The organism is Escherichia sp. WS1265, assembly GCF_046487585.1.
GTDB classification, from domain to species: domain Bacteria; phylum Pseudomonadota; class Gammaproteobacteria; order Enterobacterales; family Enterobacteriaceae; genus Escherichia; species Escherichia coli.
Map to the genome: position 1 here is coordinate 44666 of NZ_JBJQJE010000009.1, position 23459 is coordinate 68124.

General features: G+C 51.9%; 21 protein-coding genes. 10 read left to right on the forward strand and 11 right to left on the reverse strand.

The annotated features are described in order from the left end of the window. Nucleotides 1–58: 58 nt before the first annotated feature. Nucleotides 59–562 (reverse strand): DNA starvation/stationary phase protection protein Dps, encoded by a 504-nt coding sequence (dps, locus tag ACJHX3_RS10845; RefSeq protein WP_000100800.1) that lies wholly within the window; start codon nucleotides 560–562, stop codon nucleotides 59–61. A gap of 298 nt (nucleotides 563–860) precedes the next feature. Next, nucleotides 861–1748, reverse strand: a complete 888-nt coding sequence (gene rhtA / locus ACJHX3_RS10850) for a threonine/homoserine exporter RhtA (RefSeq protein ID WP_001295297.1) — start codon at nucleotides 1746–1748, stop codon at nucleotides 861–863. Between the two features lie 234 nt (nucleotides 1749–1982). Here rhtA and ACJHX3_RS10855 point away from each other — a divergent pair, with 234 nt between their 5' ends. Together ACJHX3_RS10855 and ompX are read left to right on the forward strand one after the other, a co-directional pair. After that, nucleotides 1983–2048 (forward strand): protein YliM, encoded by a 66-nt coding sequence (locus ACJHX3_RS10855; protein ID WP_120795379.1) that lies wholly within the window; start codon nucleotides 1983–1985, stop codon nucleotides 2046–2048. 52 nt (nucleotides 2049–2100) lie between these two features. Continuing rightward, nucleotides 2101–2616, forward strand: a complete 516-nt coding sequence (gene ompX, locus ACJHX3_RS10860; protein ID WP_001295296.1) for an outer membrane protein OmpX — start codon at nucleotides 2101–2103, stop codon at nucleotides 2614–2616. Between the two features lie 48 nt (nucleotides 2617–2664). On the opposite strand, the gene opgE is transcribed toward ompX, so the two are convergent. Beyond that, a complete protein-coding gene (gene opgE / locus ACJHX3_RS10865) occupies nucleotides 2665–4248 on the reverse strand; it encodes a phosphoethanolamine transferase (protein ID WP_001054690.1) in 1584 nt (527 codons plus the stop codon). Nucleotides 4249–4519: 271 nt separating this feature from the next. Next, on the reverse strand, nucleotides 4520–4648 hold the full coding sequence (gene mntS / locus ACJHX3_RS10870) for a manganase accumulation protein MntS (protein ID WP_001001761.1): 129 nt from the start codon (nucleotides 4646–4648) through the stop codon (nucleotides 4520–4522). 185 nt (nucleotides 4649–4833) lie between these two features. On the opposite strand from mntS, the gene mntR reads away from it, so the two are divergent. Then, entirely contained in the window at nucleotides 4834–5301 is a 468-nt protein-coding gene (mntR, locus tag ACJHX3_RS10875; RefSeq protein ID WP_000091016.1) for a manganese-binding transcriptional regulator MntR, read from the forward strand. Next, on the forward strand, nucleotides 5298–6416 hold the full coding sequence (locus ACJHX3_RS10880; protein WP_000056420.1) for an anion transporter: 1119 nt from the start codon (nucleotides 5298–5300) through the stop codon (nucleotides 6414–6416). Before mntR ends, ACJHX3_RS10880 begins: the two co-directional genes overlap by 4 nt. Nucleotides 6417–6473: 57 nt before the next feature. On the opposite strand, the gene ldtB is transcribed toward ACJHX3_RS10880, so the two are convergent. Beyond that, the gene (ldtB, locus tag ACJHX3_RS10885) at nucleotides 6474–7394 is read right to left on the reverse strand and encodes a L,D-transpeptidase (RefSeq protein ID WP_001056384.1); all 921 of its coding nucleotides are present in this window, start codon (nucleotides 7392–7394) and stop codon (nucleotides 6474–6476) included. Between the two features lie 218 nt (nucleotides 7395–7612). Between ldtB and ACJHX3_RS10890 the strand changes: the two genes are divergently transcribed. Then, a complete protein-coding gene (locus ACJHX3_RS10890; RefSeq protein WP_000961458.1) occupies nucleotides 7613–9205 on the forward strand; it encodes an ABC-F family ATPase in 1593 nt (530 codons plus the stop codon). A 167-nt stretch (nucleotides 9206–9372) separates the two neighbouring features. On the opposite strand, the gene ACJHX3_RS10895 is transcribed toward ACJHX3_RS10890, so the two are convergent. From ACJHX3_RS10895 to ACJHX3_RS10910, 4 genes are all read right to left on the reverse strand, one after another. Beyond that, nucleotides 9373–10632, reverse strand: coding sequence for a DUF1479 domain-containing protein (locus tag ACJHX3_RS10895; RefSeq protein ID WP_024043944.1), 1260 nt, complete (start codon nucleotides 10630–10632; stop codon nucleotides 9373–9375). 151 nt (nucleotides 10633–10783) lie between these two features. After that, nucleotides 10784–11599 (reverse strand): sugar-phosphatase YbiV, encoded by an 816-nt coding sequence (gene ybiV / locus ACJHX3_RS10900; RefSeq protein WP_000114271.1) that lies wholly within the window; start codon nucleotides 11597–11599, stop codon nucleotides 10784–10786. Between the two features lie 145 nt (nucleotides 11600–11744). After that, nucleotides 11745–14177: a glycyl radical protein gene (locus tag ACJHX3_RS10905; RefSeq protein WP_024216624.1), complete on the reverse strand. Its 2433-nt coding sequence runs from the start codon at nucleotides 14175–14177 to the stop codon at nucleotides 11745–11747. Between the two features lie 5 nt (nucleotides 14178–14182). Beyond that, nucleotides 14183–15082, reverse strand: a complete 900-nt coding sequence (locus tag ACJHX3_RS10910; protein WP_001469062.1) for a glycyl-radical enzyme activating protein — start codon at nucleotides 15080–15082, stop codon at nucleotides 14183–14185. A gap of 130 nt (nucleotides 15083–15212) precedes the next feature. On the opposite strand from ACJHX3_RS10910, the gene fsa reads away from it, so the two are divergent. After that, entirely contained in the window at nucleotides 15213–15875 is a 663-nt protein-coding gene (gene fsa / locus ACJHX3_RS10915; RefSeq protein WP_001305948.1) for a fructose-6-phosphate aldolase, read from the forward strand. Between the two features lie 75 nt (nucleotides 15876–15950). On the opposite strand, the gene moeB is transcribed toward fsa, so the two are convergent. Together moeB and moeA are read right to left on the reverse strand one after the other, a co-directional pair. Beyond that, nucleotides 15951–16700 (reverse strand): molybdopterin-synthase adenylyltransferase MoeB, encoded by a 750-nt coding sequence (moeB, locus tag ACJHX3_RS10920; RefSeq protein WP_000829222.1) that lies wholly within the window; start codon nucleotides 16698–16700, stop codon nucleotides 15951–15953. Next, nucleotides 16700–17935, reverse strand: a complete 1236-nt coding sequence (gene moeA, locus ACJHX3_RS10925) for a molybdopterin molybdotransferase MoeA (protein WP_094321734.1) — start codon at nucleotides 17933–17935, stop codon at nucleotides 16700–16702. Before moeA ends, moeB begins: the two co-directional genes overlap by 1 nt. A gap of 203 nt (nucleotides 17936–18138) precedes the next feature. Here moeA and iaaA point away from each other — a divergent pair, with 203 nt between their 5' ends. The 4 genes from iaaA to gsiC are packed head-to-tail and all read left to right on the forward strand — an operon-like array spanning nucleotide 18139 to nucleotide 23458. Next, nucleotides 18139–19104 carry a beta-aspartyl-peptidase gene (iaaA, locus tag ACJHX3_RS10930; protein WP_000513764.1) on the forward strand — a complete coding sequence of 322 codons (966 nt, stop codon included), beginning with the start codon at nucleotides 18139–18141 and terminating at the stop codon, nucleotides 19102–19104. Then, on the forward strand, nucleotides 19091–20962 hold the full coding sequence (gene gsiA, locus ACJHX3_RS10935; protein ID WP_001469058.1) for a glutathione ABC transporter ATP-binding protein GsiA: 1872 nt from the start codon (nucleotides 19091–19093) through the stop codon (nucleotides 20960–20962). The genes iaaA and gsiA overlap by 14 nt, the downstream gene beginning before the upstream one ends. A gap of 19 nt (nucleotides 20963–20981) precedes the next feature. Continuing rightward, nucleotides 20982–22520: a glutathione ABC transporter substrate-binding protein GsiB gene (gene gsiB / locus ACJHX3_RS10940; RefSeq protein WP_000090158.1), complete on the forward strand. Its 1539-nt coding sequence runs from the start codon at nucleotides 20982–20984 to the stop codon at nucleotides 22518–22520. Nucleotides 22521–22537: 17 nt separating this feature from the next. Continuing rightward, nucleotides 22538–23458, forward strand: a complete 921-nt coding sequence (gene gsiC, locus ACJHX3_RS10945; protein ID WP_000936043.1) for a glutathione ABC transporter permease GsiC — start codon at nucleotides 22538–22540, stop codon at nucleotides 23456–23458. The last annotated feature ends 1 nt before the right edge of the window (nucleotide 23459 follow it).

A 23459-nucleotide genomic window follows, 5' to 3' on the forward strand; every position in this document is an offset into this window, starting at 1 on the left:
CTCCTGTCAGGAAGCCGCTTTTATCGGGTACTAAAGTTCTGCACCATCAGCGATGGATTTATTCGATGTTAGACTCGATAAACCACAGGAATTTATCCAGGTCGCGAGACGCGGCGGTCAGGATATCTGCGGTGTCGTCATCTTTCGCTTCGCCAATCGCTTTGCGTACGTCATTAGCGACGATTGCGTAACGGTCAGCCAGCTCTTTCAGGTGATCCTGAACGTTGTGGATGTCCAGCGGGTAACTTTTCAGCGGAGTTTTGCTGTTGATAACTTGAGTGGTCCCCAGAGCTACACCGCCCAGCTGCACTGCACGTTCTGCCATGGTATCCAGATGATCGATCAGTGCGGTGCGGAAGCCATCCAGCATTTCATGTACGGCAATGAAGTTAGCGCCGCGCATGTTCCAGTGCGCTTGTTTGGTAATCAAAGAAAGATCAATAAACTGGATAACCTGGCGATTCAGCAACTCTACTGTTGCTTTTTTCTCGCTGTCGGAGACATCGTTGCGGGTATAAAGCAGATTGGTCGCTTTTGATTTAACTAATTTAGCGGTACTCATAATTTCATATCCTCTTGATGTTATGTCCCAGTAATTAACGAGACTAAGTATAGCACCGGCTATGTGTTCCGCTATTCTGGCTGTTCCTATCACACTAATAGTGGTAACAAGCGTGAAAAACAAAACTAATAAAAATTCAATGGGTTAGTTATATTGATAAGAACAATTCTTATTTATTGGCTCGCCAGGAATTTTCGGAATAAATATGCTTTTGCATAATTCGATATATAAAGACGGTGTAGAGGAAAAGTAGCGAGAAATTCTGCATGGTTATGCATAACCATGCAGAAATGTAAATTTAATTAATGTCTAATTCTTTTATTTTGCTCTCTTTGCGTACTGTCAGCGTAGACCCCATTGAAGCGGCGATGATAGCGCCGAGCGCCAGCAGCTGTATGGGTGTCAGTGTTTCTCCGAGGAAAATCATCCCGGAAACGGCAGCCAGCGCCGGTTCCATGCTCATCAGCGTACCAAATGTCCGTGTTGGCAAACGGGTGAGGGCAATCATTTCCAGCGAATAAGGCAGAGCGGTCGAGAGAATAGCGACCGCCAGACCCAATGGAATAACCGACCAGTGCCAGAGTGCTTCACCAGCCTGAAGCGCTCCAATTGGCACGAAAATTAACGCTGCAATCAACGAACCAATTGCCACCGTCGCAGGGCCATGTTCCGCTCCTGCGCGTTGCCCACTTAAAATGTAAATAGCCCAACAAGCCCCGGCCCCCAGAGCCAGCGCACAGCCGGTTAAATCGACATGGGAAACGTCTTGCCCCAGCGGTAGCAGGAACCACAGACCAAGAACCGCCAGAACAACCCAGACGAAATCTACCGGGCGACGAGAAGAGAACAGCGCCACCGCCAGTGGTCCGGTGAACTCCAGCGCCACCGCAATACCCAGCGGTACCGTCTGAATAGAAAGATAAAAAAGATAATTCATCCCCCCCAGCGAAACGCCGTAAAACAATAGCGGTAACCGCTGCTCTTTGGCAAAGCGCAGTCGCCATGGCTTAAAGAACGCGATGAGGATCAGCGTTCCTAATGCCAGACGCAGCGCAGTGACACCCGGTGCGCCCACCAGAGGAAAAAGTGACTTAGCTAACGAGGCTCCACCCTGAATAGACGCCATGGCAACGAGCAATATGACTATTGGTAACCAGACCGGCATTTTACGTAATGAACCAGGCATCCTTTCTCCCACAAATATCTAAACCTAAGTAAAGCGTGGAGTGTACTGGATATACCCAATGCTGGTTGAGCATTTGTTGAAAAAATTTTCCCCCGTTTTGACTAAAATGCGCCAGGATTGATGGAATCATTAGTCTGGTGATTAGGAATAATCTGGATGAATGACAGGGAAAACATGCGTAATACTTACGCAGTTCTCTGAAAAAGTGATTTAAATTTAGATGGATAGCGGTGTATGGAAACGTTCTGTTACATGAAATGGCCCGTTAGACATCACAAATCGCGAAGAGTTTCCCATTAATTTTTGATATATTTAAAACTTAGGACTTATTTGAATCACATTTGAGGTGGTTATGAAAAAAATTGCATGTCTTTCAGCACTGGCCGCAGTTCTGGCTTTCACCGCAGGTACTTCCGTAGCTGCGACTTCTACCGTAACTGGCGGTTACGCACAGAGCGACGCTCAGGGCCAAATGAACAAAATGGGCGGTTTCAACCTGAAATACCGCTATGAAGAAGACAACAGCCCGCTGGGTGTGATCGGTTCTTTCACTTACACCGAGAAAAGCCGTACTGCAAGCTCTGGTGACTACAACAAAAACCAGTACTACGGCATCACTGCTGGTCCGGCTTACCGCATTAACGACTGGGCAAGCATCTACGGTGTAGTGGGTGTGGGTTATGGTAAATTCCAGACCACTGAATACCCGACCTACAAACACGACACCAGCGACTACGGTTTCTCCTACGGTGCTGGTCTGCAGTTCAACCCGATGGAAAACGTTGCTCTGGACTTCTCTTACGAGCAGAGCCGTATTCGTAGCGTTGACGTAGGCACCTGGATTGCCGGTGTTGGTTACCGCTTCTAATCACTTCGGTGATATAAAAAATCCGCCTCTCGGGGCGGATTTTTGTTTTTAAGGTTTCGGGTCGAAAATATCGGTTCCGAGATGGTTGTAATCCACCTTCTGTAACTGGAAGTTGGTGATGTATATCGGCCCGGCTTTCTTCTCAGATATAAACGGGTATTTGATGTTAATTTCCTTCGCTTTAATTCCCGTCCACTGGGAGAAAAAGCCTAAGAAGTCATTGGCAGAGCGGCGGGCTTTAATCACCCGATGCGCTTTATCGTCGCTCGAAATGACCATAAAAGGCACCTGGAAATTCTGCTGATATTTATCATCATGGGCAAGGTATTGCACGTCTTTGCCGCGCTCTTTAAAGGCCAGACCGTGGTCAGAAAAGTAAACCAGCGAGAAGCTGCTGCCGCTGTTGCGTAACTGATCGTACAGCTTACGCAGTAAATCGTCCGTTTGCGTCATGGTATAGAGATAGCACGACGTTTCTTTCGATTGCACAAAGGTTTCGTATTTGCCTTGTGTCCTGTCGCAGGCCTGCGGATGCGAGCCCATCAGATGCAGAACAATCAGCTGCGGTTGCGAGTGCTCTTGCGCCAGCACTTGAGCGGTCATATCCAGTAACGCTTCGTCTTTCGTATTTTTATCTGCTTCAAAATTACCTTCTTTCAGGAAGTACACTTCATCTGCTCGTTTGGCGATGCTGGCGATGGCGGTATCGTATTCGCCGATTTGGCCCTGGTTGGAAAACCACCAGGTCTGGAAGCCCGCGCGATTTGCCAGGGTGACAAAGTTATCCTGAAACTGTGGTTTGCCATCGACTACGCGATTGAGCGTTAAGCCAAGCGATTTCTGCGTGGAGCCACTGGCGGCAATGTAGTCAGCAAATATCAAACCGTTAACACTGCTGGCAAACGGGGTATTGTCCCAGTGACCGCCAAAGGCACCGAGGGCATCGCGACGCGCGCTTTCACCGATCACCACCACATAGGTCTGATATTTCGGCTTAACGGCAGTGACCGTCCAGGTATCTTTCATTCCGGAAAGTTTTGCCATCCGTTCTTGCTCTTCAATCACCTCGTTATTATTGACGATGACATCCTTAGCAAAACGAAATACCGGATAGCCGGTATCTTTCAGTTTAAATACGCCGCCCCAGGCCAGGTTTTGCATGGGAGCAACAAAAAATGTCGCCACACTGAATACCAGACACAGGCTGTCGAAGGTATTCCAGCGCGCTTTTTCACTCTCTTTTTTCCGCCTTATTGCTATTACGCCGAGCGCAAAAATAAATAAGCCGACCAGGTAGCTGTACCACGGAAAAATCGTCAGGATTTCGGTCGACTCTTCCATATTGGTGGAGTGCAATGCCAGCAATGTATTGAAATTAGGCGCGCCGTAGGCCTGAGCAAAAGGGAAATAACAAGCCGCCACCAGCGAACTGACACCGACCAGAACTTTTTGTACGCGAGGCAATGTTCGCCATAGCAAAAGCAAAATAGCCGTAAACGCAGCGGTGTAGAGCAAACTGAAGGGATAACCTAAGCCGAGGTTAATTAATAGCGACTGTAAAAAGTAGAACGCAGTCCACGGGCTAAATACCCGGCTACGGGTAACAAGCGATTCTTTGAGGGTTAAATTCATATGCCACTATCGTAACAAACGCCATGTGCTTACCCTGGCGTCAAGGGTCAATACCTGCAAGAGTGCGTGAAGAGGGGAAAGGGGTCCGCATCCGCGAGCCGCAATATACGCAGGGCTGCAAGAAGATAGAGCGAGCCGCCGTTCAGGTCAACTACTGACGAACAAATCTTTTGCGAAGGGGATTGCAAATCCGACAAAAAGTGGGGTTTTTCAGACCAAAACGCGTTGTGCCTGCATAAAAGCAGGAGTGAAGCGGCGTACCGCGACGCCGCTATTTATCGGAAGGTTTATCTTGCTGCGGTTTGTTGTTGACCATATCGCACAACATAGAGAGCAGCATTAACCGTACTTTAAAGGGAGAATGACTAAACACGCGCATACACCTCTTGAACTCATTCATAAGACCTCCTGACTTGCTAATCCCGTCGATCCTTGAGGGATGATTGCATTACATACAGATATAGCACAGGCTATATTATATAGCTATTGCTAAAACGTTAATTTTTTGTACCTTCGCAACTCTGGTTTACAATGTGCGCACGAAATGAGAACGCTAGGTATGCGTCACCATAATGAGGAAGCACAATGAGTCGTCGCGCAGGTACGCCAACAGCAAAAAAAGTGACGCAGTTAGTGAACGTGGAAGAGCACGTTGAAGGGTTCCGCCAGGTCAGAGAGGCGCATCGGCGCGAGCTTATTGATGATTACGTTGAGCTGATTTCTGACTTGATCAGGGAAGTGGGGGAAGCTCGTCAGGTGGACATGGCTGCTCGTCTGGGGGTTTCGCAACCGACGGTGGCGAAAATGCTTAAGCGGCTGGCAACCATGGGGCTGATTGAAATGATCCCCTGGCGTGGCGTGTTTTTAACGGCAGAAGGAGAGAAACTGGCGCAGGAAAGCCGCGAGCGACATCAGATAGTCGAAAATTTCTTGTTGGTGTTGGGCGTCAGTCCGGAAATCGCCCGTCGCGACGCGGAAGGCATGGAGCACCATGTTAGTGAAGAGACGCTGGATGCCTTTCGTTTGTTTACCCAGAAACACGGTGCCAAATGAGCCTGCCTTTTTTACGCACGCTGCAAGGCGATCGTTTTTTTCAGTTATTAATTCTTGTTGGCATCGGATTAAGTTTTTTTGTTCCCTTTGCACCGAAATCCTGGCCTGCTGCTATCGACTGGCACACCATCATCACCTTAAGCGGCCTGATGCTGCTGACTAAAGGTGTGGAGCTAAGCGGTTATTTTGATGTGCTGGGGCGCAAAATGGTGCGCCGCTTTGCTACGGAGCGTCGGCTGGCGATGTTTATGGTGCTGGCGGCGGCGCTGCTTTCTACCTTTCTGACCAACGATGTCGCGCTGTTTATTGTTGTTCCGCTGACTATCACGCTAAAAAGACTGTGTGAGATCCCGGTTAATCGGCTGATTATTTTTGAAGCGCTGGCAGTCAACGCTGGTTCGCTACTGACGCCAATTGGCAACCCGCAAAATATTCTTATCTGGGGACGTTCTGGTCTTTCGTTTGCCGGATTTATTGCCCAAATGGCACCACTGGCTGGCGCAATGATGCTGACGCTCCTGCTCCTGTGCTGGTGTTGTTTCCCTGGAAAGGCGCTGCAATACCATACGGGGGCGCAAACGCCGGAGTGGAAACCGCGGCTGGTGTGGAGTTGTCTGGGGCTGTATATCGTCTTTCTGATGGCGCTGGAGTTAAAACAAGAGCTGTGGGGACTGGTGATTGTGGCGGTGGGCTTTGCGCTGCTGGCACGTCGCGTGTTGCTCAGTGTGGACTGGACGCTGCTGCTGGTGTTTATGGCGATGTTTATCGACGTCCATTTACTAACCCAACTGCCAGCTTTGCAGGGGGTGTTAAGTAACGTGAGTCATTTATCCGAACCCGGATTATGGTTAACGGCAATCGGTTTATCGCAGGTGATCAGTAACGTGCCGAGCACGATTTTGCTGCTCAATTATGTGCCGCCGTCTTTATTACTGGCATGGGCGGTAAACGTGGGTGGCTTTGGTTTATTACCCGGATCGCTGGCAAATTTGATTGCGTTACGGATGGCGAACGATCGCCGTATCTGGTGGCGTTTCCATCTCTATTCAATACCGATGCTGTTGTGGGCGGCGCTGGTGGGATATGTTTTGTTGGTTATGATCCCGGCGGGATAAGGTCTGGCAAATTAAAAAGGCGGATTATGAGTCCGCCTTTGTTTTACGTTTTGACGATTAATTCAGACGAACCGGCATCCCGGAACGATTTTTGATCGCTTCATCAAGAACAACCTGGTCAACATCTGGCTGACCGGTCACTGTCTGCACGCTCTTCGTCAGGGTAATTGGCACAATTTCCTGACCTTCAAACTGGGCTTCGGTGGTAGACAGCGGGTTATGGACTTCAATGTAACGGCTGCCGTCTGGTTCGGTAGTCGCTTTTACCGGCTCATCAATAAACTGTACGCGGGTACCGACTGGTACTTTCTCGAACAGGAATTTGATGTCTTCGTTACGCAGACGCACACAACCATGACTTACACGCAGGCCGATACCGAAGTTGGCGTTGGTGCCATGGATTGCGTACAGGCGACCGATGTAGAGTGCATACAGACCCATCGGGTTATCCGGACCTGCCGGAACGACAGCCGGAAGCGGTTCGCCCGCAGCGCGGTACTCTGCGTGCATTTTAGCGGTTGGCGTCCAGGTCGGGCCTGCTTTTTTACGCTCAACTTTGGTGGTCCAGTTGATAGGCGTGTCTTTGCCTAACTGACCAATGCCGATCGGCAGCACGATAACGGTGTTGGTTCCTTTCGGATAGTAATACAGACGCATCTCTGCACTGTTAATGACGATGCCTTCATGAACGGTATCCGGCAGGATCAGCTGCTGCGGAATGTTCAGTACAGTACCGCCTTTCGGCAGGAAGGTATCCACACCGGGGTTCGCTTCCATCATATTGGAAAGCCCCATCTGGTACTCGGCGGCAAAATACTCCAGCGGCTGAGTGTTACCTTCAGGAATGGTGATCACCTGATTCTGACCAACCAGGCGACTCCCGTCGGTTGGCAGAGGATAAGTTACCGCAGAGGCGGTACTGCAAAAGCCGACAACAGCGAAGGCCGCTGCGAATAATGTTTTCAATTTCATATTCATGTTAAGCGAGATTTTGTGCCTGGCAGGCCATTGGGTTGAGAATATTAGAGTATTGGAAGCGCATTATAAGTTCATTCCAGCTCACAGTGAAATCAGATGTGTAGGAAATCACATTTTTTGCCTTTGGCTTGAGTGTAGACCTTAAGCGAGGAGCAGGATCTTCTTTCAGACTTATGGCATAATGCGCGGTTTGTCATATCTCTTTTCAGGATACGCCTGTGTTAGTTTCCAGTAACGTCACCATGCAGTTCGGCAGTAAGCCGTTGTTTGAAAACATTTCCGTCAAATTCGGCGGCGGCAACCGTTACGGCCTGATTGGCGCGAACGGTAGTGGTAAATCCACCTTTATGAAGATCCTCGGCGGCGACTTAGAGCCGACGTTGGGTAACGTTTCCCTCGATCCCAACGAGCGCATTGGTAAGCTGCGTCAGGATCAGTTTGCCTTTGAAGAGTTCACTGTGCTGGATACGGTGATCATGGGGCATAAAGAGTTGTGGGAAGTGAAGCAGGAGCGTGACCGCATCTATGCTTTGCCGGAAATGAGTGAAGAAGACGGCTATAAAGTGGCCGATCTGGAAGTGAAATACGGCGAAATGGACGGTTACTCTGCGGAAGCTCGCGCCGGTGAACTGTTGCTTGGCGTGGGAATTCCAGTGGAACAGCACTACGGCCCGATGAGTGAAGTTGCTCCTGGCTGGAAGCTGCGTGTGCTGCTGGCGCAGGCGCTGTTTGCTGATCCGGACATTCTCCTGCTCGACGAACCGACCAACAACCTCGACATCGACACCATTCGTTGGCTGGAACAGGTGCTGAACGAGCGTGACAGCACCATGATCATCATCTCGCACGACCGTCACTTCCTTAACATGGTTTGTACCCACATGGCGGATCTGGATTACGGCGAGCTGCGCGTTTATCCGGGTAACTACGATGAGTACATGACGGCGGCGACCCAGGCGCGTGAACGTCTGCTGGCCGATAACGCCAAGAAGAAAGCGCAGATTGCTGAGCTGCAATCTTTCGTTAGCCGCTTTAGCGCCAACGCCTCGAAATCTCGCCAGGCAACTTCGCGCGCGCGCCAGATTGATAAAATCAAACTGGAAGAGGTGAAAGCCTCCAGCCGTCAGAATCCGTTCATCCGTTTTGAACAGGATAAGAAACTGTTCCGTAACGCGCTGGAAGTGGAAGGTCTGACCAAAGGGTTTGATAACGGTCCACTGTTTAAAAATCTCAACCTGCTGCTGGAAGTCGGTGAAAAACTGGCGGTACTGGGTACCAACGGCGTCGGTAAATCAACGCTGCTGAAAACGCTGGTGGGCGATCTGCAACCGGACAGCGGCACCGTAAAATGGTCTGAAAACGCGCGCATTGGTTACTACGCCCAGGACCACGAATATGAGTTCGAAAATGATCTGACCGTGTTCGAATGGATGAGTCAGTGGAAGCAGGAAGGCGATGACGAGCAGGCGGTACGCAGCATTCTCGGTCGTTTGCTGTTCAGCCAGGACGACATCAAAAAGCCAGCGAAAGTGCTTTCCGGTGGAGAAAAAGGGCGGATGCTGTTTGGTAAGTTAATGATGCAGAAGCCGAACATTCTGATCATGGACGAACCGACCAACCACCTGGATATGGAATCCATTGAGTCGCTGAACATGGCGCTGGAACTGTATCAGGGCACGCTGATCTTTGTTTCACACGACCGTGAGTTTGTAAGCTCCCTGGCGACCCGCATTCTGGAAATCACCCCGGAACGCGTTATTGACTTTAGCGGTAATTACGAAGATTACCTGCGTAGTAAAGGGATCGAGTAAGTTATTATCCGTCACCCCGATACTGTCGGGGTGACGGCGGCTGATGACAAATGCAAAATAGCCTGATGCGCTACGCTTATCAGGCATTAAGAAAGCGCACTTGTCAGCAATCTGAGTAACGTCGAATCGATTTTCTTAATCCCACATCAATTCACTTCCATTAACTCTCAAACATCCATGCCCAACGCTCGCTTACCGTGAATGTTCAGATCCTCCAGCTTAAAGCGGCCTTCCCAGTTTGCTTCATAATCTTCCCGCGGGAAGTCGCCAGGTGATGCGCCTTTTTCCAGCGCCATTTTGACTTTGTGTGCATAAGCCCGATTTTTCTCGCACATTGGCGCAGCAGGGATGTACATCACGTTGCCCCAACCCTGTTGATTGTCTACTGGCGCGACGGAGTGAATCACATCGCAGTGCCACCAGACGGAATCCCCTGCTGTTATCGCGGGAATGGAAGTCAGCGCTTTAAGCAGTAGTGGATGCCATTTCTCTGAAATGGGCAGAACTTTGCCAGGTGCAACCCCGCACAGTTCATCGTCCGGTACGTCATCCAGCAGCGGGCGCAATAAAACATACGCCATCGCTTCCGGGATAGGCACCACATGTAACAATCCCTGACCCGATAACATATCAGAGAGCGCCGTCCAGCCTTGAAACGTGCGGAACACCGAACATTTTGTAGTGTTATCTACCGTGTACTCTTCGACATCGGTCCGGTGTGCAGCATCCCAGGGATCGTAATCATCGAAATTACCATTAAACACATTGGCAAAAACGCGCTGATAAGCGGGTAATAACCACCGTTCCAGCGCACCAGAATCGGTATGCGCGCCTAGGCCTTTAGATGTAGTACCTGGAGGGCGGCGGCGGATCCTGTCTGGATAAATCACACTGATATCAGGATTAAACCACTGTTTGCCGTTGCTTTCAGACGTCCACAGTCGGTTTAGAAAAGATTGCACAGCAGCCATGTTTTCGCTCTGCCGCGCCTGCATCTGTGCTTGCGACCAGTAAATGGGATAGATTTCGGGACGAGAAGCCTCCAGCGAGCCGAAAAAACTGTCGCCAGGGCCTTTATAAACATCATCAAAATGATTGATATCAAGATAATCGAGCATGGCACGATCCCACGCCATCGCCTGCTCGCGAGGGAAATGGCCTTTTATGACTGCACAGCCGCGACGTTTAATTTCATTGCGAGTGGCATCGCTTACTGTACCTGCGGCAATATCACTATAAGAAACTTCCGGCCAAACCGGCAGCCCTTGCGCTTTTAGGGCATCGATTTCAGCAACACGCGTTTCGATTTTTGCAGAGAGTGTATCGAAAACCTGTTGCACATCACTGAGCTGTTCCCGCAGCGCAGCTTTCATCTCTCGGATAGCTGCTTTCGCATCTGTGGGCAGCGTCTCACAGGAAAAAGTCATATCAACCTCGCTTCTTTCATTCGAAAGTAAAATGATTACGATTGATACATTAAGTTAAAAATAAGTTAACGCAAGATAAAAATCTTGAGTCAGTGCACAAAGCGAGCAAAAAGGAGAGAGGCCGAAGTGGTCACTTCGGCCAGGGGGAAGATCAACTATTGAAAGGAGCGATATTATCCAACACCGCCTGAATCACATTCAGCGCGCCTTCATGATTATTATCATCGGTAGCGTAACGGGCGATTTGTTTAATGTTTTCCGCAGCATTGCCCATCGCAAAGGAATAACGCGCCATTTTCAGCATCTCCGCATCGTTACCGCTGTCGCCAATCGCTACCACATTTTGCGGTGACAGATCCCAGCGTTTCAGTAACCGCGAAATACCATTCGCTTTATGCAGGCCAGGAATAATCAGGTCGATAAAGCCAAAACCACTGGTAACCGGCTTCATAATGCCGTCGAGCGCTACGTGCAGTTTGTCGATCACTAACGGGATTTGTTCATCCGGCAGGTTGAGCGAAAACTTGAACAGTACGTCGTCAATCTCCTGATAATCTTTTACAGGTTTCAGGCGATGGTAGTGTTTTGCCATCAGTGCGACGAATGCTTCGGGGGCGTTTTCGCTGACATATGCACTTTGCAGACCGCAGGCGACAAAATTGAGTTGCTTATCTTTTAGCAACTCGCCAATAACAATCCGCGATTCATGTCGGGTCAGTTCGCCGTGGAACAGTTGCTTGCCATGTTCGTAAACCAGTGCGCCGTTTTCCGCGACAAAAGAGATCTCATCCTTTAGCTCAGGAAAGAACGAAATAAGCTGGTAATACTGATTACCGCTGGCGACAACGAACTTAATGCCGCGCTTTTTCAGTTCCTGATATTGCGCCATAAAACGTGGTTGGTTGTACGTTTTGGCGTCGTTAAGAAAAGTACCGTCCATGTCTGTGACGATAACTTTTACGCTCATAGGTGTGCTCCTGGCTCGAAAATGAAACCGTAACAGTGTAATAACAATGTGACGTAGAGCACAAATTATATTTCGAATGAAAGTAAGGATGAAATTGATGATGTGAATGATTTAGCCCGGCGACGACGCCGCCGGGCTGAGGAGATTACAGCATATGTTCAGTACGGGCGATGATATCGTCCTGTGCGTCTGGAGAGAGCGCAGTGAAGAAGGCGGAATAACCCGCGACACGCACTACCAGATCGCGGTACTGATCCGGATGTTTTTTCGCTTCCAGCAGCGTTTCGCGGGAAACGATGTTGTACTGAATATGCCAGCCTTTATGCACCTCGAAGAAGGTGCGCAGCAGGATCATCAGTTTCTGCTTGTCAGATTCGTTCTCCAGTGTTGCTGGATTCAGTTTCTGGTTGAGCAACACGCCGCCGAGAATCGCTGCCGTAGGCAGTTTACCCACCGAGCCAATGACCGCAGTAGGGCCAAGATGATCAGTACCGGAAGCCGGGCTTGCGCCTTCTGCCAGCGGGCTGTGGGCTTTACGCCCGTCCGGCGTTGCCATAGTCTGCGCGCCAAACGGTACGTTAGCGGAGATAGACGACGTACCCGCGTAATAGTTGCCGCCAACCGGACCACGACCGTAGCGCGGGTTATGGTACTGTTTCAGTTCGTCGATATAGGTCTGATAAGCGCGAGCCAGCAGCGTATCGACGGTATCATCGTCGTTGCCGTACTTCGGCGCACCGTTAATCAGCCGCTGACGCAGCTGCTCATGAGTCAGGCCGTCGAAGTCATTCGCCAGTGCGGCAGCCAGCTGTTGCTGACCAATCGCGCCCTGTTCAAATACCAGTTTCTTCACTGCCGCCAGGCTGTTGCCGAGGTTGGCAATGCCAACCTGCAGGCCAGAAACCCAGTCATATTTCGCGCCGCCTTGCTTGATACTTTTCGCTCGCTCAATACAGTCATCCACCAGCGCCGAGCAGAGAATATCGTGTACGTTCTCTTCCAGCATGGTGTCGACGACATACTCAATTTCGATTGATTTGCGGGTGTAGTAACGGATTTGCGTATCCCACGCGTCCATCACTTCATCGAAGTTGTTGAAGTTACCTGCCGACAACGCTTTTTCTTGTGGCAGGAACACTTTGCCGCTGGTGGCATCACGACCGCCTTCCAGCGCCGCCAGCATCACACGGGCGAAGTTGATAAAGCTCATGCCGGTACAGCGATAGCCCCATTTGCCACCGACGGCGGTTTCGATACAACCAATCGCTGCATAGTCGTAAGCGTCCTGCGGTTCAATACCGAGTTTAATAAATTCCGGGATGACGATTTCGTCGTTGTTGAACGCCGGCATCCCGAAGCCGCAACGGATCACCTGTACGCAGGCGTCGAGGAAATCGTTGCTCATTCCTGCATGGTAACGCACGCTGAGGTTAGGCTGAGTGGAACGCAGGCGACCGCAGGATTCGAGGATCGCGTAAGAGAGTGGATTCACCGCGTCCATTGGTTGACCATCAACCAGATTTTGTCCGCCAATGGTGACGTTCTGATACAGCGGACTTCCCGCAGAGGCTTTCGAGTGCGAGCCGGAGCGGATTTTGTTCACTTCCAGCAATTTTAACCAGCAGCTATGCAGCATCTCGATGGCGTGTTCACGATCCAGTGTCTGGTTCAGTTCAACGTCGCGGCGATAGTACGGGTAGAGATACTGGTCCATACGACCAAACGATACCGAGTGACCGTTAGATTCGATCTGCAATATCAACTGGATGAAGTAACACAGTTGCAGCGCCTGCCAGAAAGTCTGCGGCGGTTGGTGGGCGATAAGATCGCAGTTTTCTGCCATCGCCAGCAGTTCATCGCGACGGCTTTCGCGGGTTTCGGTCGTGGCCATTTCACGCGCCAGGGCAGCGAAACGTTCAATGTGTTCACTGACTGCCACCAGCACGATATCAATCGCTTTCAGGAACTGCTCTCCGTGTAAATCTTCCAGCACCGTCAGGTTGATGCGCGAGCGACGTTCCGCTACTTTCTCGCGCAGACCATCAAGCCCTTTTTCCAGCAGCAGCGGGAAATTGACCGCCAGGTGCGCATCACCGGAGGTCATATTGCCTTCCGCTTTAATGATGCCGGTCGCCAGCAGACCTTTTTGCTCATCGGTAAACATGCCGTAGCAGCGATCCTGTACGGTCTGACCGCGCCACCACGGGCACACTTCATGCAGAACGCGTTTGTTCTCTTCGCTCACCGCAAAACCAGCACCGGGACGATCTGCCAGATCATCAATCTCTTTTTCGATCCAGGAGACGGTATATTCCGGGAAGATCGGCGCGGCGCGAACTTCGCTTGCCTGGTTGCCAATGATCAACTCATCGTGCTTGATCCAGATGGTGCGATTCGCCAGGTGATGCGCCAGCGCCAGCGCGCGACGTACCGGGATCGGCTTATCGAGATGTTGTTGATACATCTCAGTATAGTGCTGCGCGCGCTCGGTACAGACCGGCGGTTTCACAATATGCACCAGCGCATTTTTGTGCGCTTTAATGCGGTCGCTGAGCGTGTCCAGTTTCAGTGTGGTCATGGTTGTTATCCTCGTAAGGTCGCGGTTAACCCTTTCTGGCAGGCATACTGCTGGGCAAAGTCGAGCAGTTCTGGCGCATCAAGCGGTTTTTCCGGGGCGTCATAGGGCAGATTAAGTAAGTAATATTTGTTGATGCCCAGCGTGTGGTAGGGCAGGAAATGAATTTCGCCAACGTGCAGCTCGTCGGCGGCAAAATCGGTAATGGCTTTTACAGAGGTTTCGTCGGCATTAAAGCCCTGAATCAGCGGCACGCGGATAATGATTTTTTTGCCTGCAGCGGCGAGTTTTTTCAGGTTATCCAGCACCCTGGCGGCGTTACCGTCGGTCCACTGTTTAAACGGTGCGTCGGCAACGTGTTTTAAATCGGCAAGAAACAGATCGATATAGGGCAGAGAAGGGGCGATATATTTCCACGGCACATGCAGACAGGTTTCTACCGCAGTATGAATGCCTGCCTCGTGGCTGGCTTGCAGTAGCGCCGTCGCCATTTCCGGCTGCATAAACGGTTCACCGCCAGAAAGCGTTAAGCCGCCGCCGCTGCGATCGTAAAACGGTTTATCGCGCAGAACGGTCGCCATGATCTCCTCAACGCTTTTCACTTCACCACACACGGTTAACGCCTGTGTCGGGCAGCAGTCGGTTAACGCCGTTAGATGCTCCGGGGTTAACTTTTCCCGATGAATAAGCAAACCATTCAGCGCGCGCTCAATCACTTCCGGCGCGGCCTTAGCGCACAGCTCGCAGCCTTCCAGACACAGTCGTGCGTCATACAGCAGATCCTGCGTGCGGGCGCGGCTTTCCGGGTTCTGACACCAGCGGCAGCCCAGCGAACAGCCTTTAAGAAATACGACCGTGCGGATACCGGGGCCATCATGGGTCGAGTAGCGCTGAATATTGAAAATCATAGTTGTCTCTCTGTTTCGTTCAAACATTAAAATACTTTCGAATGAAAGTTAGATTGATGTGCGTCAACTGTTCAGAGAGTTTTCCCGTGATAGTCTACATTCAGACAAAAAGTACATTTTGAGGATGGTTATGGAACTGTATCTGGATACTTCAGACGTTGTTGCGGTGAAGGCGCTGTCACGTATTTTTCCGCTGGCGGGTGTGACCACTAACCCAAGCATTATCGCCGCGGGTAAAAAACCGCTGGAGGTTGTGCTTCCGGAACTTCATGAAGCGATGGGCGGTCAGGGGCGTCTGTTTGCCCAGGTAATGGCTACCACTGCTGAAGGGATGGTGAATGACGCACGTAAATTGCGTTCTATTATTGCGGATATCGTGGTGAAAGTTCCGGTGACCGCCGAGGGGCTGGCAGCTATTAAGATGTTAAAAGCGGAAGGGATTCCGACGCTGGGAACCGCGGTATATGGCGCAGCACAAGGGCTGCTGTCGGCGCTGGCAGGTGCGGAATATGTTGCGCCTTACGTTAATCGTATTGATGCTCAGGGCGGTAGCGGCATTCAGACTGTGACCGACTTACACCAGTTATTGAAAATGCATGCGCCGCAGGCGAAAGTGCTGGCAGCGAGTTTCAAAACCCCGCGTCAGGCGCTGGACTGCTTACTGGCAGGATGTGAATCAATTACTCTGCCACTGGATGTGGCACAACAGATGATTAGCTATCCGGCGGTTGATGCCGCTGTGGCGAAGTTTGAGCAGGACTGGCAGGGAGCGTTTGGCAGAACGTCGATTTAACCGGACGTTCTGCATCCTCATAAATTGCTGATGACGTGGCGGAGTGCCGCGTCTTATCAGGCCTGGAGGTGGCAATTACTGCCCGCACACTTCACACCCCGGATTGCGCATCAGTTTCATTTCACGAAACTGGCAGGTCATCGCATCGTACATGACGATTTTCCCGCTGGTCGGTTTACCATAACCTGCCAGCAGTTTGATCGCTTCCATTGCCTGCAACGAACCAATTACGCCGATCAACGGTGCCATCACGCCTGCTTCTACGCAGGTTAACGCGTTCTCGCCAAACAAACGGCTAAGGCAGCGATAGCACGGTTCGCCGTCCTGATAAGTGAAGACCGTGATTTGACCTTCCATACGAATTGCCGCGCCGGAAACCAGCGGCACCTTCGCGGCAAAACAGCCTGCGTTCAGTTGATTACGTACTGCAACGTTATCCGTACAGTCGAGCACCAGATCGTGTTTTGCAATCATCGCAGCAAGTTCAGCGTCATCAAGCAGCGCATTGACTGGCGTAATCGCGATATGTGGGTTGATCCGCGTCAGGGCGTCACGGGCGGATTCCACTTTCGGTTGCCCGACCGTGGCATCACTGTGCAGCGTCTGGCGTTGCAGATTGGAGAGCGAAACCGTGTCGAAGTCGAGCAGCGTCAGGTTGCCGACACCGGCGCTTGCCAGATACTGCGAAGCTGCGCAGCCGAGTCCACCGAGGCCGACGATCAGCACTCGAGAATCTTTTAGCGCCTCCTGACCGTCAAAATCAAAACCGCGCAGAATGATTTGCCGGTTGTAGCGCAGCATCTCCTGATCGCTGAGTTCCGCCATTACAGGCCTCCGAACAACGCGTTAAACGGTTCTACTTCCACCCATTCGCCCACTTCCACATTGCCGCGCTCGCGCTCCAGTACGATAAAGCAGTTGCCGAGGCTAAAGGAGCTAAATATATGTGAACCCTGATGTCCGGTGGTCGTCACTTCCAGTTCGCCATCGGCGTTGCGTTGCAGCACGCCGCGCTGGAAATCAAGGCGTCCTGGCGATTTCTTCAGAGGCGATGCCGTGCGCACACGCTGGCGCGCGGGCAGGCCGCTGGCGGTGTTGCCGCTTAGTTTTGCCAGCAATGGCTGTACCAGTTGATAGAAGGTCAGCGTTGCTGAAACCGGGTTGCCCGGCAGGCCGCAGAACCAACTATTGCTGAGTTTTCCGAACGCGAAAGGTTTACCTGGTTTAATCGCCAGCTTCCAGAAGGCGATCTCCCCCAGCTCTTCAAGAATGGTTTTGGTGTAATCCGCTTCCCCCACTGAAACACCGCCGGAACTGATCACCACATCCGCCTGGCTATCGGCTTCAATAAATGCGGCGCGCAAGGCATGGGGATCGTCGCGGATAATCCCTAAGTTGATTACCTCGCATCCCAGCTGTTCTAACATCAGGTGTACGGCGAGACGGTTGGTATCGTAGATTTGGCCGTCGCCCAGCGGCTGGCCTGGCAACTGGAGTTCATCACCGGTAGAAAACAGCGCTACACGCACTTTACGAATCACCGGAACTTCGGCAATTCCCAGTGAAGCAATTACTGGCAGCTCTGCGGTAGTCAGGCGTGTTCCCGCCGGGAAAACAACCGCATCCGCAGAGATATCTTCACCGCGACGGCGAATATTTTGCCCGCTACGCACTTCAGCAGTAAAACGCACGCCAGCGTCAGTCTGTTCGGTCTGTTCCTGCATCACCACCGCTTCGTAGCCTTCCGGCACCGGCGCACCGGTCATAATACGAATGCAGGTACCCGCAGGCCATTCACCATGGTACGGCTGACCGGCAAAGGATTTACCGGCAACGGGCAGCGGTTGCCCGGAGGCAATATCGGCTAAACGCACCGCGTAGCCGTCCATAGCGGAGTTATCAAACCCCGGGACATCCAGTGGCGAAACGACATCGCTCGCCAGAATACGACCAAAACACTGTACCAGTGGCAGCGTTTCCTGGGCGGTCAGTGGGGTGACGCGAGAAAGCATCTCATTAAGCGCGGTGTCGAGCGACATCAATCCGGTGGTAAATTCCATGAAAACACTCCTGCGGAGGCAAAATCGAATTTGCCTATTATGTCAGAAAAACGCCACAGACTGTATGCCACCTCGGGCGTAGCGCTGGCTCCTGCCTTTACATGCCATATCCATCTTTCTATATTCAAAAATTGAATGAGTAATTCATAAAAATTCTGATATTTATAGCAAAAGTGGCGAGCCACCCTTAATGGACGAATACTATGGGCAAAGCAGTCATTGCAATTCATGGCGGCGCAGGTGCAATTAGCCGCGCGCAGATGAGTCTGCAACAGGAATTACGCTACATCGAGGCGCTGTCTGCCATTGTTGAAACCGGGCAGAAAATGCTGGAAGCGGGCGAAAGTGCGCTGGATGTGGTGACGGAAGCGGTGCGTCTGCTGGAAGAGTGTCCACTGTTTAACGCCGGAATTGGCGCTGTCTTTACGCGTGATGAAACCCATGAACTGGACGCCTGTGTGATGGATGGTAACACCCTGAAAGCCGGTGCGGTGGCGGGCGTTAGTCATCTGCGTAATCCGGTTCTTGCCGCCCGGCTGGTGATGGAGCAAAGCCCGCATGTGATGATGATTGGCGAAGGGGCAGAAAATTTTGCGTTTGCTCATGGCATGGAGCGCGTCTCGCCGGAGATTTTCTCCACGCCTTTGCGTTATGAACAACTACTGGCAGCGCGCGAGGAAGGGGAAATGGTCCTCGACCATAGCGGTGCGCCACTGGATGAAAAACAGAAAATGGGCACCGTGGGGGCCGTGGCGTTGGATTTAGACGGCAATCTGGCGGCAGCCACGTCCACAGGCGGAATGACCAATAAATTACCCGGACGAGTTGGCGATAGTCCCTTAGTGGGGGCCGGATGCTACGCCAATAACGCCAGTGTGGCGGTTTCATGTACCGGCACGGGCGAAGTCTTCATCCGCGCGCTGGCGGCATATGACATCGCCGCGTTAATGGATTACGGCGGATTAAGTCTCGCGGAAGCCTGCGAGCGGGTAGTAATGGAAAAACTCCCTGCGCTTGGCGGTAGCGGTGGCTTAATCGCTATCGACCATGAAGGTAACGTCGCGCTACTGTTTAACACCGAAGGAATGTATCGCGCCTGGGGCTACGCAGGCGATACGCCAACCACCGGTATCTACCGTGAAAAAGGGGACACCGTTGCCACACAGTGATGAACTTAATGCCGGTGATGTGCTGGCGGTTGAAAATCTGAATATTGCCTTTATGCAGGACCAGCAGAAAATAGCTGTGGTCCGCAATCTCTCTTTTAGCCTGCAACGCGGTGAGACGCTGGCAATTGTTGGCGAATCCGGCTCCGGTAAGTCAGTGACTGCGCTGGCATTGATGCGTCTGTTGGAACAGGCGGGCGGTTTAGTACAGTGCGATAAAATGCTGTTGCGGCGGCGCAGTCGCGAAGTGATTGAACTTAGCGAGCAGAGCGCTGCACAAATGCGCCATGTGCGCGGTGCGGATATGGCGATGATATTTCAGGAGCCGATGACATCGCTGAACCCGGTATTTACTGTGGGTGAACAGATTGCTGAATCTATTCGTCTGCATCAAAACGCCAGTCGTGAAGAAGCAATGGTCGAGGCGAAGCGGATGCTGGATCAGGTACGCATTCCGGAGGCACAAACCATTCTTTCACGTTATCCGCATCAACTCTCTGGCGGGATGCGCCAGCGAGTGATGATTGCGATGGCACTGTCATGCCGCCCGGCGGTGCTGATTGCCGATGAGCCAACCACCGCGCTGGATGTCACTATTCAGGCGCAGATCCTGCAATTAATCAAAGTATTGCAAAAAGAGATGTCGATGGGCGTTATCTTTATCACGCACGATATGGGCGTGGTGGCAGAGATTGCCGATCGGGTACTGGTGATGTATCAGGGCGAGGCGGTGGAAACGGGTAGCGTCGAACAGATTTTTCATGCGCCGCATCATCCTTACACCCGTGCGCTGTTAGCTGCTGTTCCGCAACTTGGTGCGATGAAAGGGTTAGATTATCCCCGACGTTTCCCGTTGATATCGCTTGAACATCCAGCGAAACAGGAACCCCCCATCGAGCAGAAAACGGTGGTGGATGGCGAACCTGTTTTACGGGTGCGTAATCTGGTCACCCGTTTCCCTTTGCGCAGCGGTTTGTTGAATCGCGTAACGCGGGAAGTGCATGCCGTTGAGAAAGTCAGTTTTGATCTCTGGCCTGGCGAAACGCTATCGCTGGTGGGCGAGTCTGGCAGCGGTAAATCCACTACCGGGCGGGCGTTGCTGCGCCTGGTCGAATCGCAGGGCGGCGAAATTATCTTTAACGGTCAGCGAATCGATACCTTGTCACCCGGCAAACTTCAGGCATTGCGCCGGGATATTCAGTTTATTTTTCAGGACCCTTACGCTTCGCTGGACCCACGTCAGACCATCGGTGATTCGATTATCGAACCGCTGCGCGTACACGGTTTATTGCCAGGTAAAGAAGCGGCTGCCCGCGTTGCGTGGTTGCTGGAGCGCGTGGGCCTGTTACCTGAACATGCCTGGCGTTACCCGCATGAGTTTTCCGGCGGTCAGCGCCAGCGCATCTGCATTGCTCGCGCGTTGGCATTGAATCCGAAAGTGATCATTGCCGACGAAGCCGTCTCGGCGCTGGATGTTTCTATTCGCGGGCAGATTATCAACTTGTTGCTCGATCTCCAGCGTGATTTCGGCATTGCGTATCTGTTTATCTCCCACGATATGGCCGTGGTAGAGCGGATTAGTCATCGTGTGGCGGTGATGTATCTCGGACAAATTGTTGAAATTGGTCCACGGCGCGCGGTCTTCGAAAACCCGAAGCATCCTTATACGCGTAAATTACTGGCGGCAGTTCCGGTCGCGGAACCGTCCCGACAACGACCGCAGCGTGTACTGCTGTCGGACGATCTTCCCAGCAATATTCATCTGCGTGGCGAAGAGGTTGCAGCCGTCTCGTTGCAATGCGTCGGGCCGGGGCATTACGTCGCACAACCACAATCAGAATACGCATTCATGCGTAGATAACATTCAGGCGGAGAATAAAATGGCAAGAGCTGTACACCGTAGTGGGTTAGTGGCGCTGGGCATTGCGACAGCGTTGATGGCATCTTGTGCATTCGCTGCCAAAGATGTGGTGGTGGCTGTAGGATCGAACTTCACCACGCTCGATCCATATGACGCGAATGACACGTTATCTCAGGCCGTAGCGAAATCGTTTTACCAGGGGCTGTTCGGTCTCGATAAAGAGATGAAACTGAAAAACGTGCTGGCGGAGAGTTATACCGTTTCCGATGACGGCCTTACTTACACCGTGAAATTGCGGGAAGGAATTAAATTCCAGGATGGCACCGACTTCAACGCAGCGGCGGTAAAAGCGAATCTGGACCGGGCCAGCGATCCGGCGAATCATCTTAAACGCTACAACCTGTATAAGAATATTGCCAAAACGGAAGCGATCGATCCAACAACGGTAAAGATTACCCTCAAACAGCCGTTCTCAGCGTTTATTAATATTCTTGCCCATCCGGCGACCGCGATGATTTCGCCGGCAGCGCTGGAAAAATATGGCAAGGAGATTGGTTTTCATCCAGTGGGAACCGGGCCGTATGAACTGGATACCTGGAATCAGACTGATTTTGTGAAGGTGAAAAAATTCGCGGGTTACTGGCAGCCAGGATTGCCCAAACTGGACAGCATAACCTGGCGTCCGGTGGCGGATAACAACACCCGCGCGGCAATGCTGCAAACCGGTGAAGCGCAGTTTGCTTTCCCCATTCCCTACGAGCAGGCCGCACTGCTGGAGAAAAACAAAAATATCGAGTTGATGGCCAGTCCGTCAATTATGCAGCGTTATATCAGTATGAACGTGACGCAAAAGCCGTTCGATAACCCGAAGGTCCGTGAGGCGCTGAATTACGCCATTAACCGCCCGGCGCTGGTGAAAGTAGCCTTCGCGGGCTATGCAACGCCAGCTACTGGTGTGGTACCGCCGAGTATCGCCTACGCGCAAAGTTATAAACCGTGGCCTTACGATCCAGTGAAAGCGCGCGAATTACTGAAAGAGGCGGGATATCCCAACGGTTTCAGTACCACGCTGTGGTCGTCACATAACCACAGCACCGCGCAGAAAGTGCTGCAATTTACCCAGCAGCAGTTAGCGCAGGTCGGGATTAAAGCCCAGGTGACTGCGATGGATGCCGGACAGCGGGCGGCAGAAGTTGAAGGTAAAGGGCAAAAAGAGAGCGGCGTGCGGATGTTCTACACTGGCTGGTCGGCTTCAACCGGCGAAGCGGACTGGGCACTATCGCCGCTGTTTGCCTCGCAAAACTGGCCACCGACGCTGTTTAATACCGCGTTTTACAGCAATAAACAGGTGGATGACTTCCTGGCTCAGGCACTGAAAACTAATGATCCGGCGGAAAAGACCCGCTTATATAAGGCGGCGCAGGATATCATCTGGCAAGAGTCGCCGTGGATCCCGCTGGTGGTAGAAAAACTGGTGTCGGCACACAGTAAAAACCTGACCGGTTTTTGGATCATGCCAGACACCGGCTTCAGCTTTGAAGACGCGGATTTGCAATAAGCAACGCAGGGAGTGGAATGCTTAATTACGTTATCAAACGCTTGCTGGGGTTGATTCCGACGCTGTTTATCGTCTCGGTGCTGGTGTTTTTATTTGTCCATATGCTGCCCGGCGATCCGGCGCGATTGATTGCCGGGCCCGAAGCTGATGCGCAGGTTATAGAACTGGTGCGTCAGCAGCTGGGGTTGGATCAGCCGCTGTATCACCAGTTCTGGCACTATATCAGCAATGCTGTGCAGGGGGATTTTGGCCTGTCGATGGTGTCGCGTCGTCCGGTTGCCGATGAGATTGCCAGCCGCTTTATGCCAACGCTGTGGCTGACCATAACCAGTATGGTCTGGGCGGTGATATTTGGTATGGCGGCGGGAATTATCGCCGCCGTCTGGCGTAATCGTTGGCCGGATCGATTGAGTATGACCATTGCGGTGTCGGGGATCTCGTTTCCGGCATTTGCTCTGGGGATGCTTTTAATTCAGGTATTCTCCGTTGAACTGGGCTGGCTGCCTACCGTGGGAGCAGACAGTTGGCAGCACTACATTTTACCCTCCCTGACGCTCGGCGCGGCAGTGGCAGCCGTGATGGCGCGCTTTACCCGCGCGTCGTTTGTCGATGTTTTAAGCGAAGATTATATGCGTACCGCGAGGGCGAAAGGGGTGAGCGAAACCTGGGTTGTCCTCAAACACGGGCTACGTAACGCGATGATCCCGGTAGTGACCATGATGGGCTTACAGTTTGGCTTTTTGCTCGGTGGTTCCATCGTGGTGGAGAAAGTTTTCAACTGGCCCGGACTTGGACGCTTACTCGTTGACTCCGTAGAAATGCGCGATTACCCGGTGATTCAGGCGGAAATTCTGCTTTTCTCGCTGGAATTTATTCTTATCAACTTAGTGGTGGATGTGCTTTACGCCGCCATTAACCCGGCTATCAGGTACAAGTAAG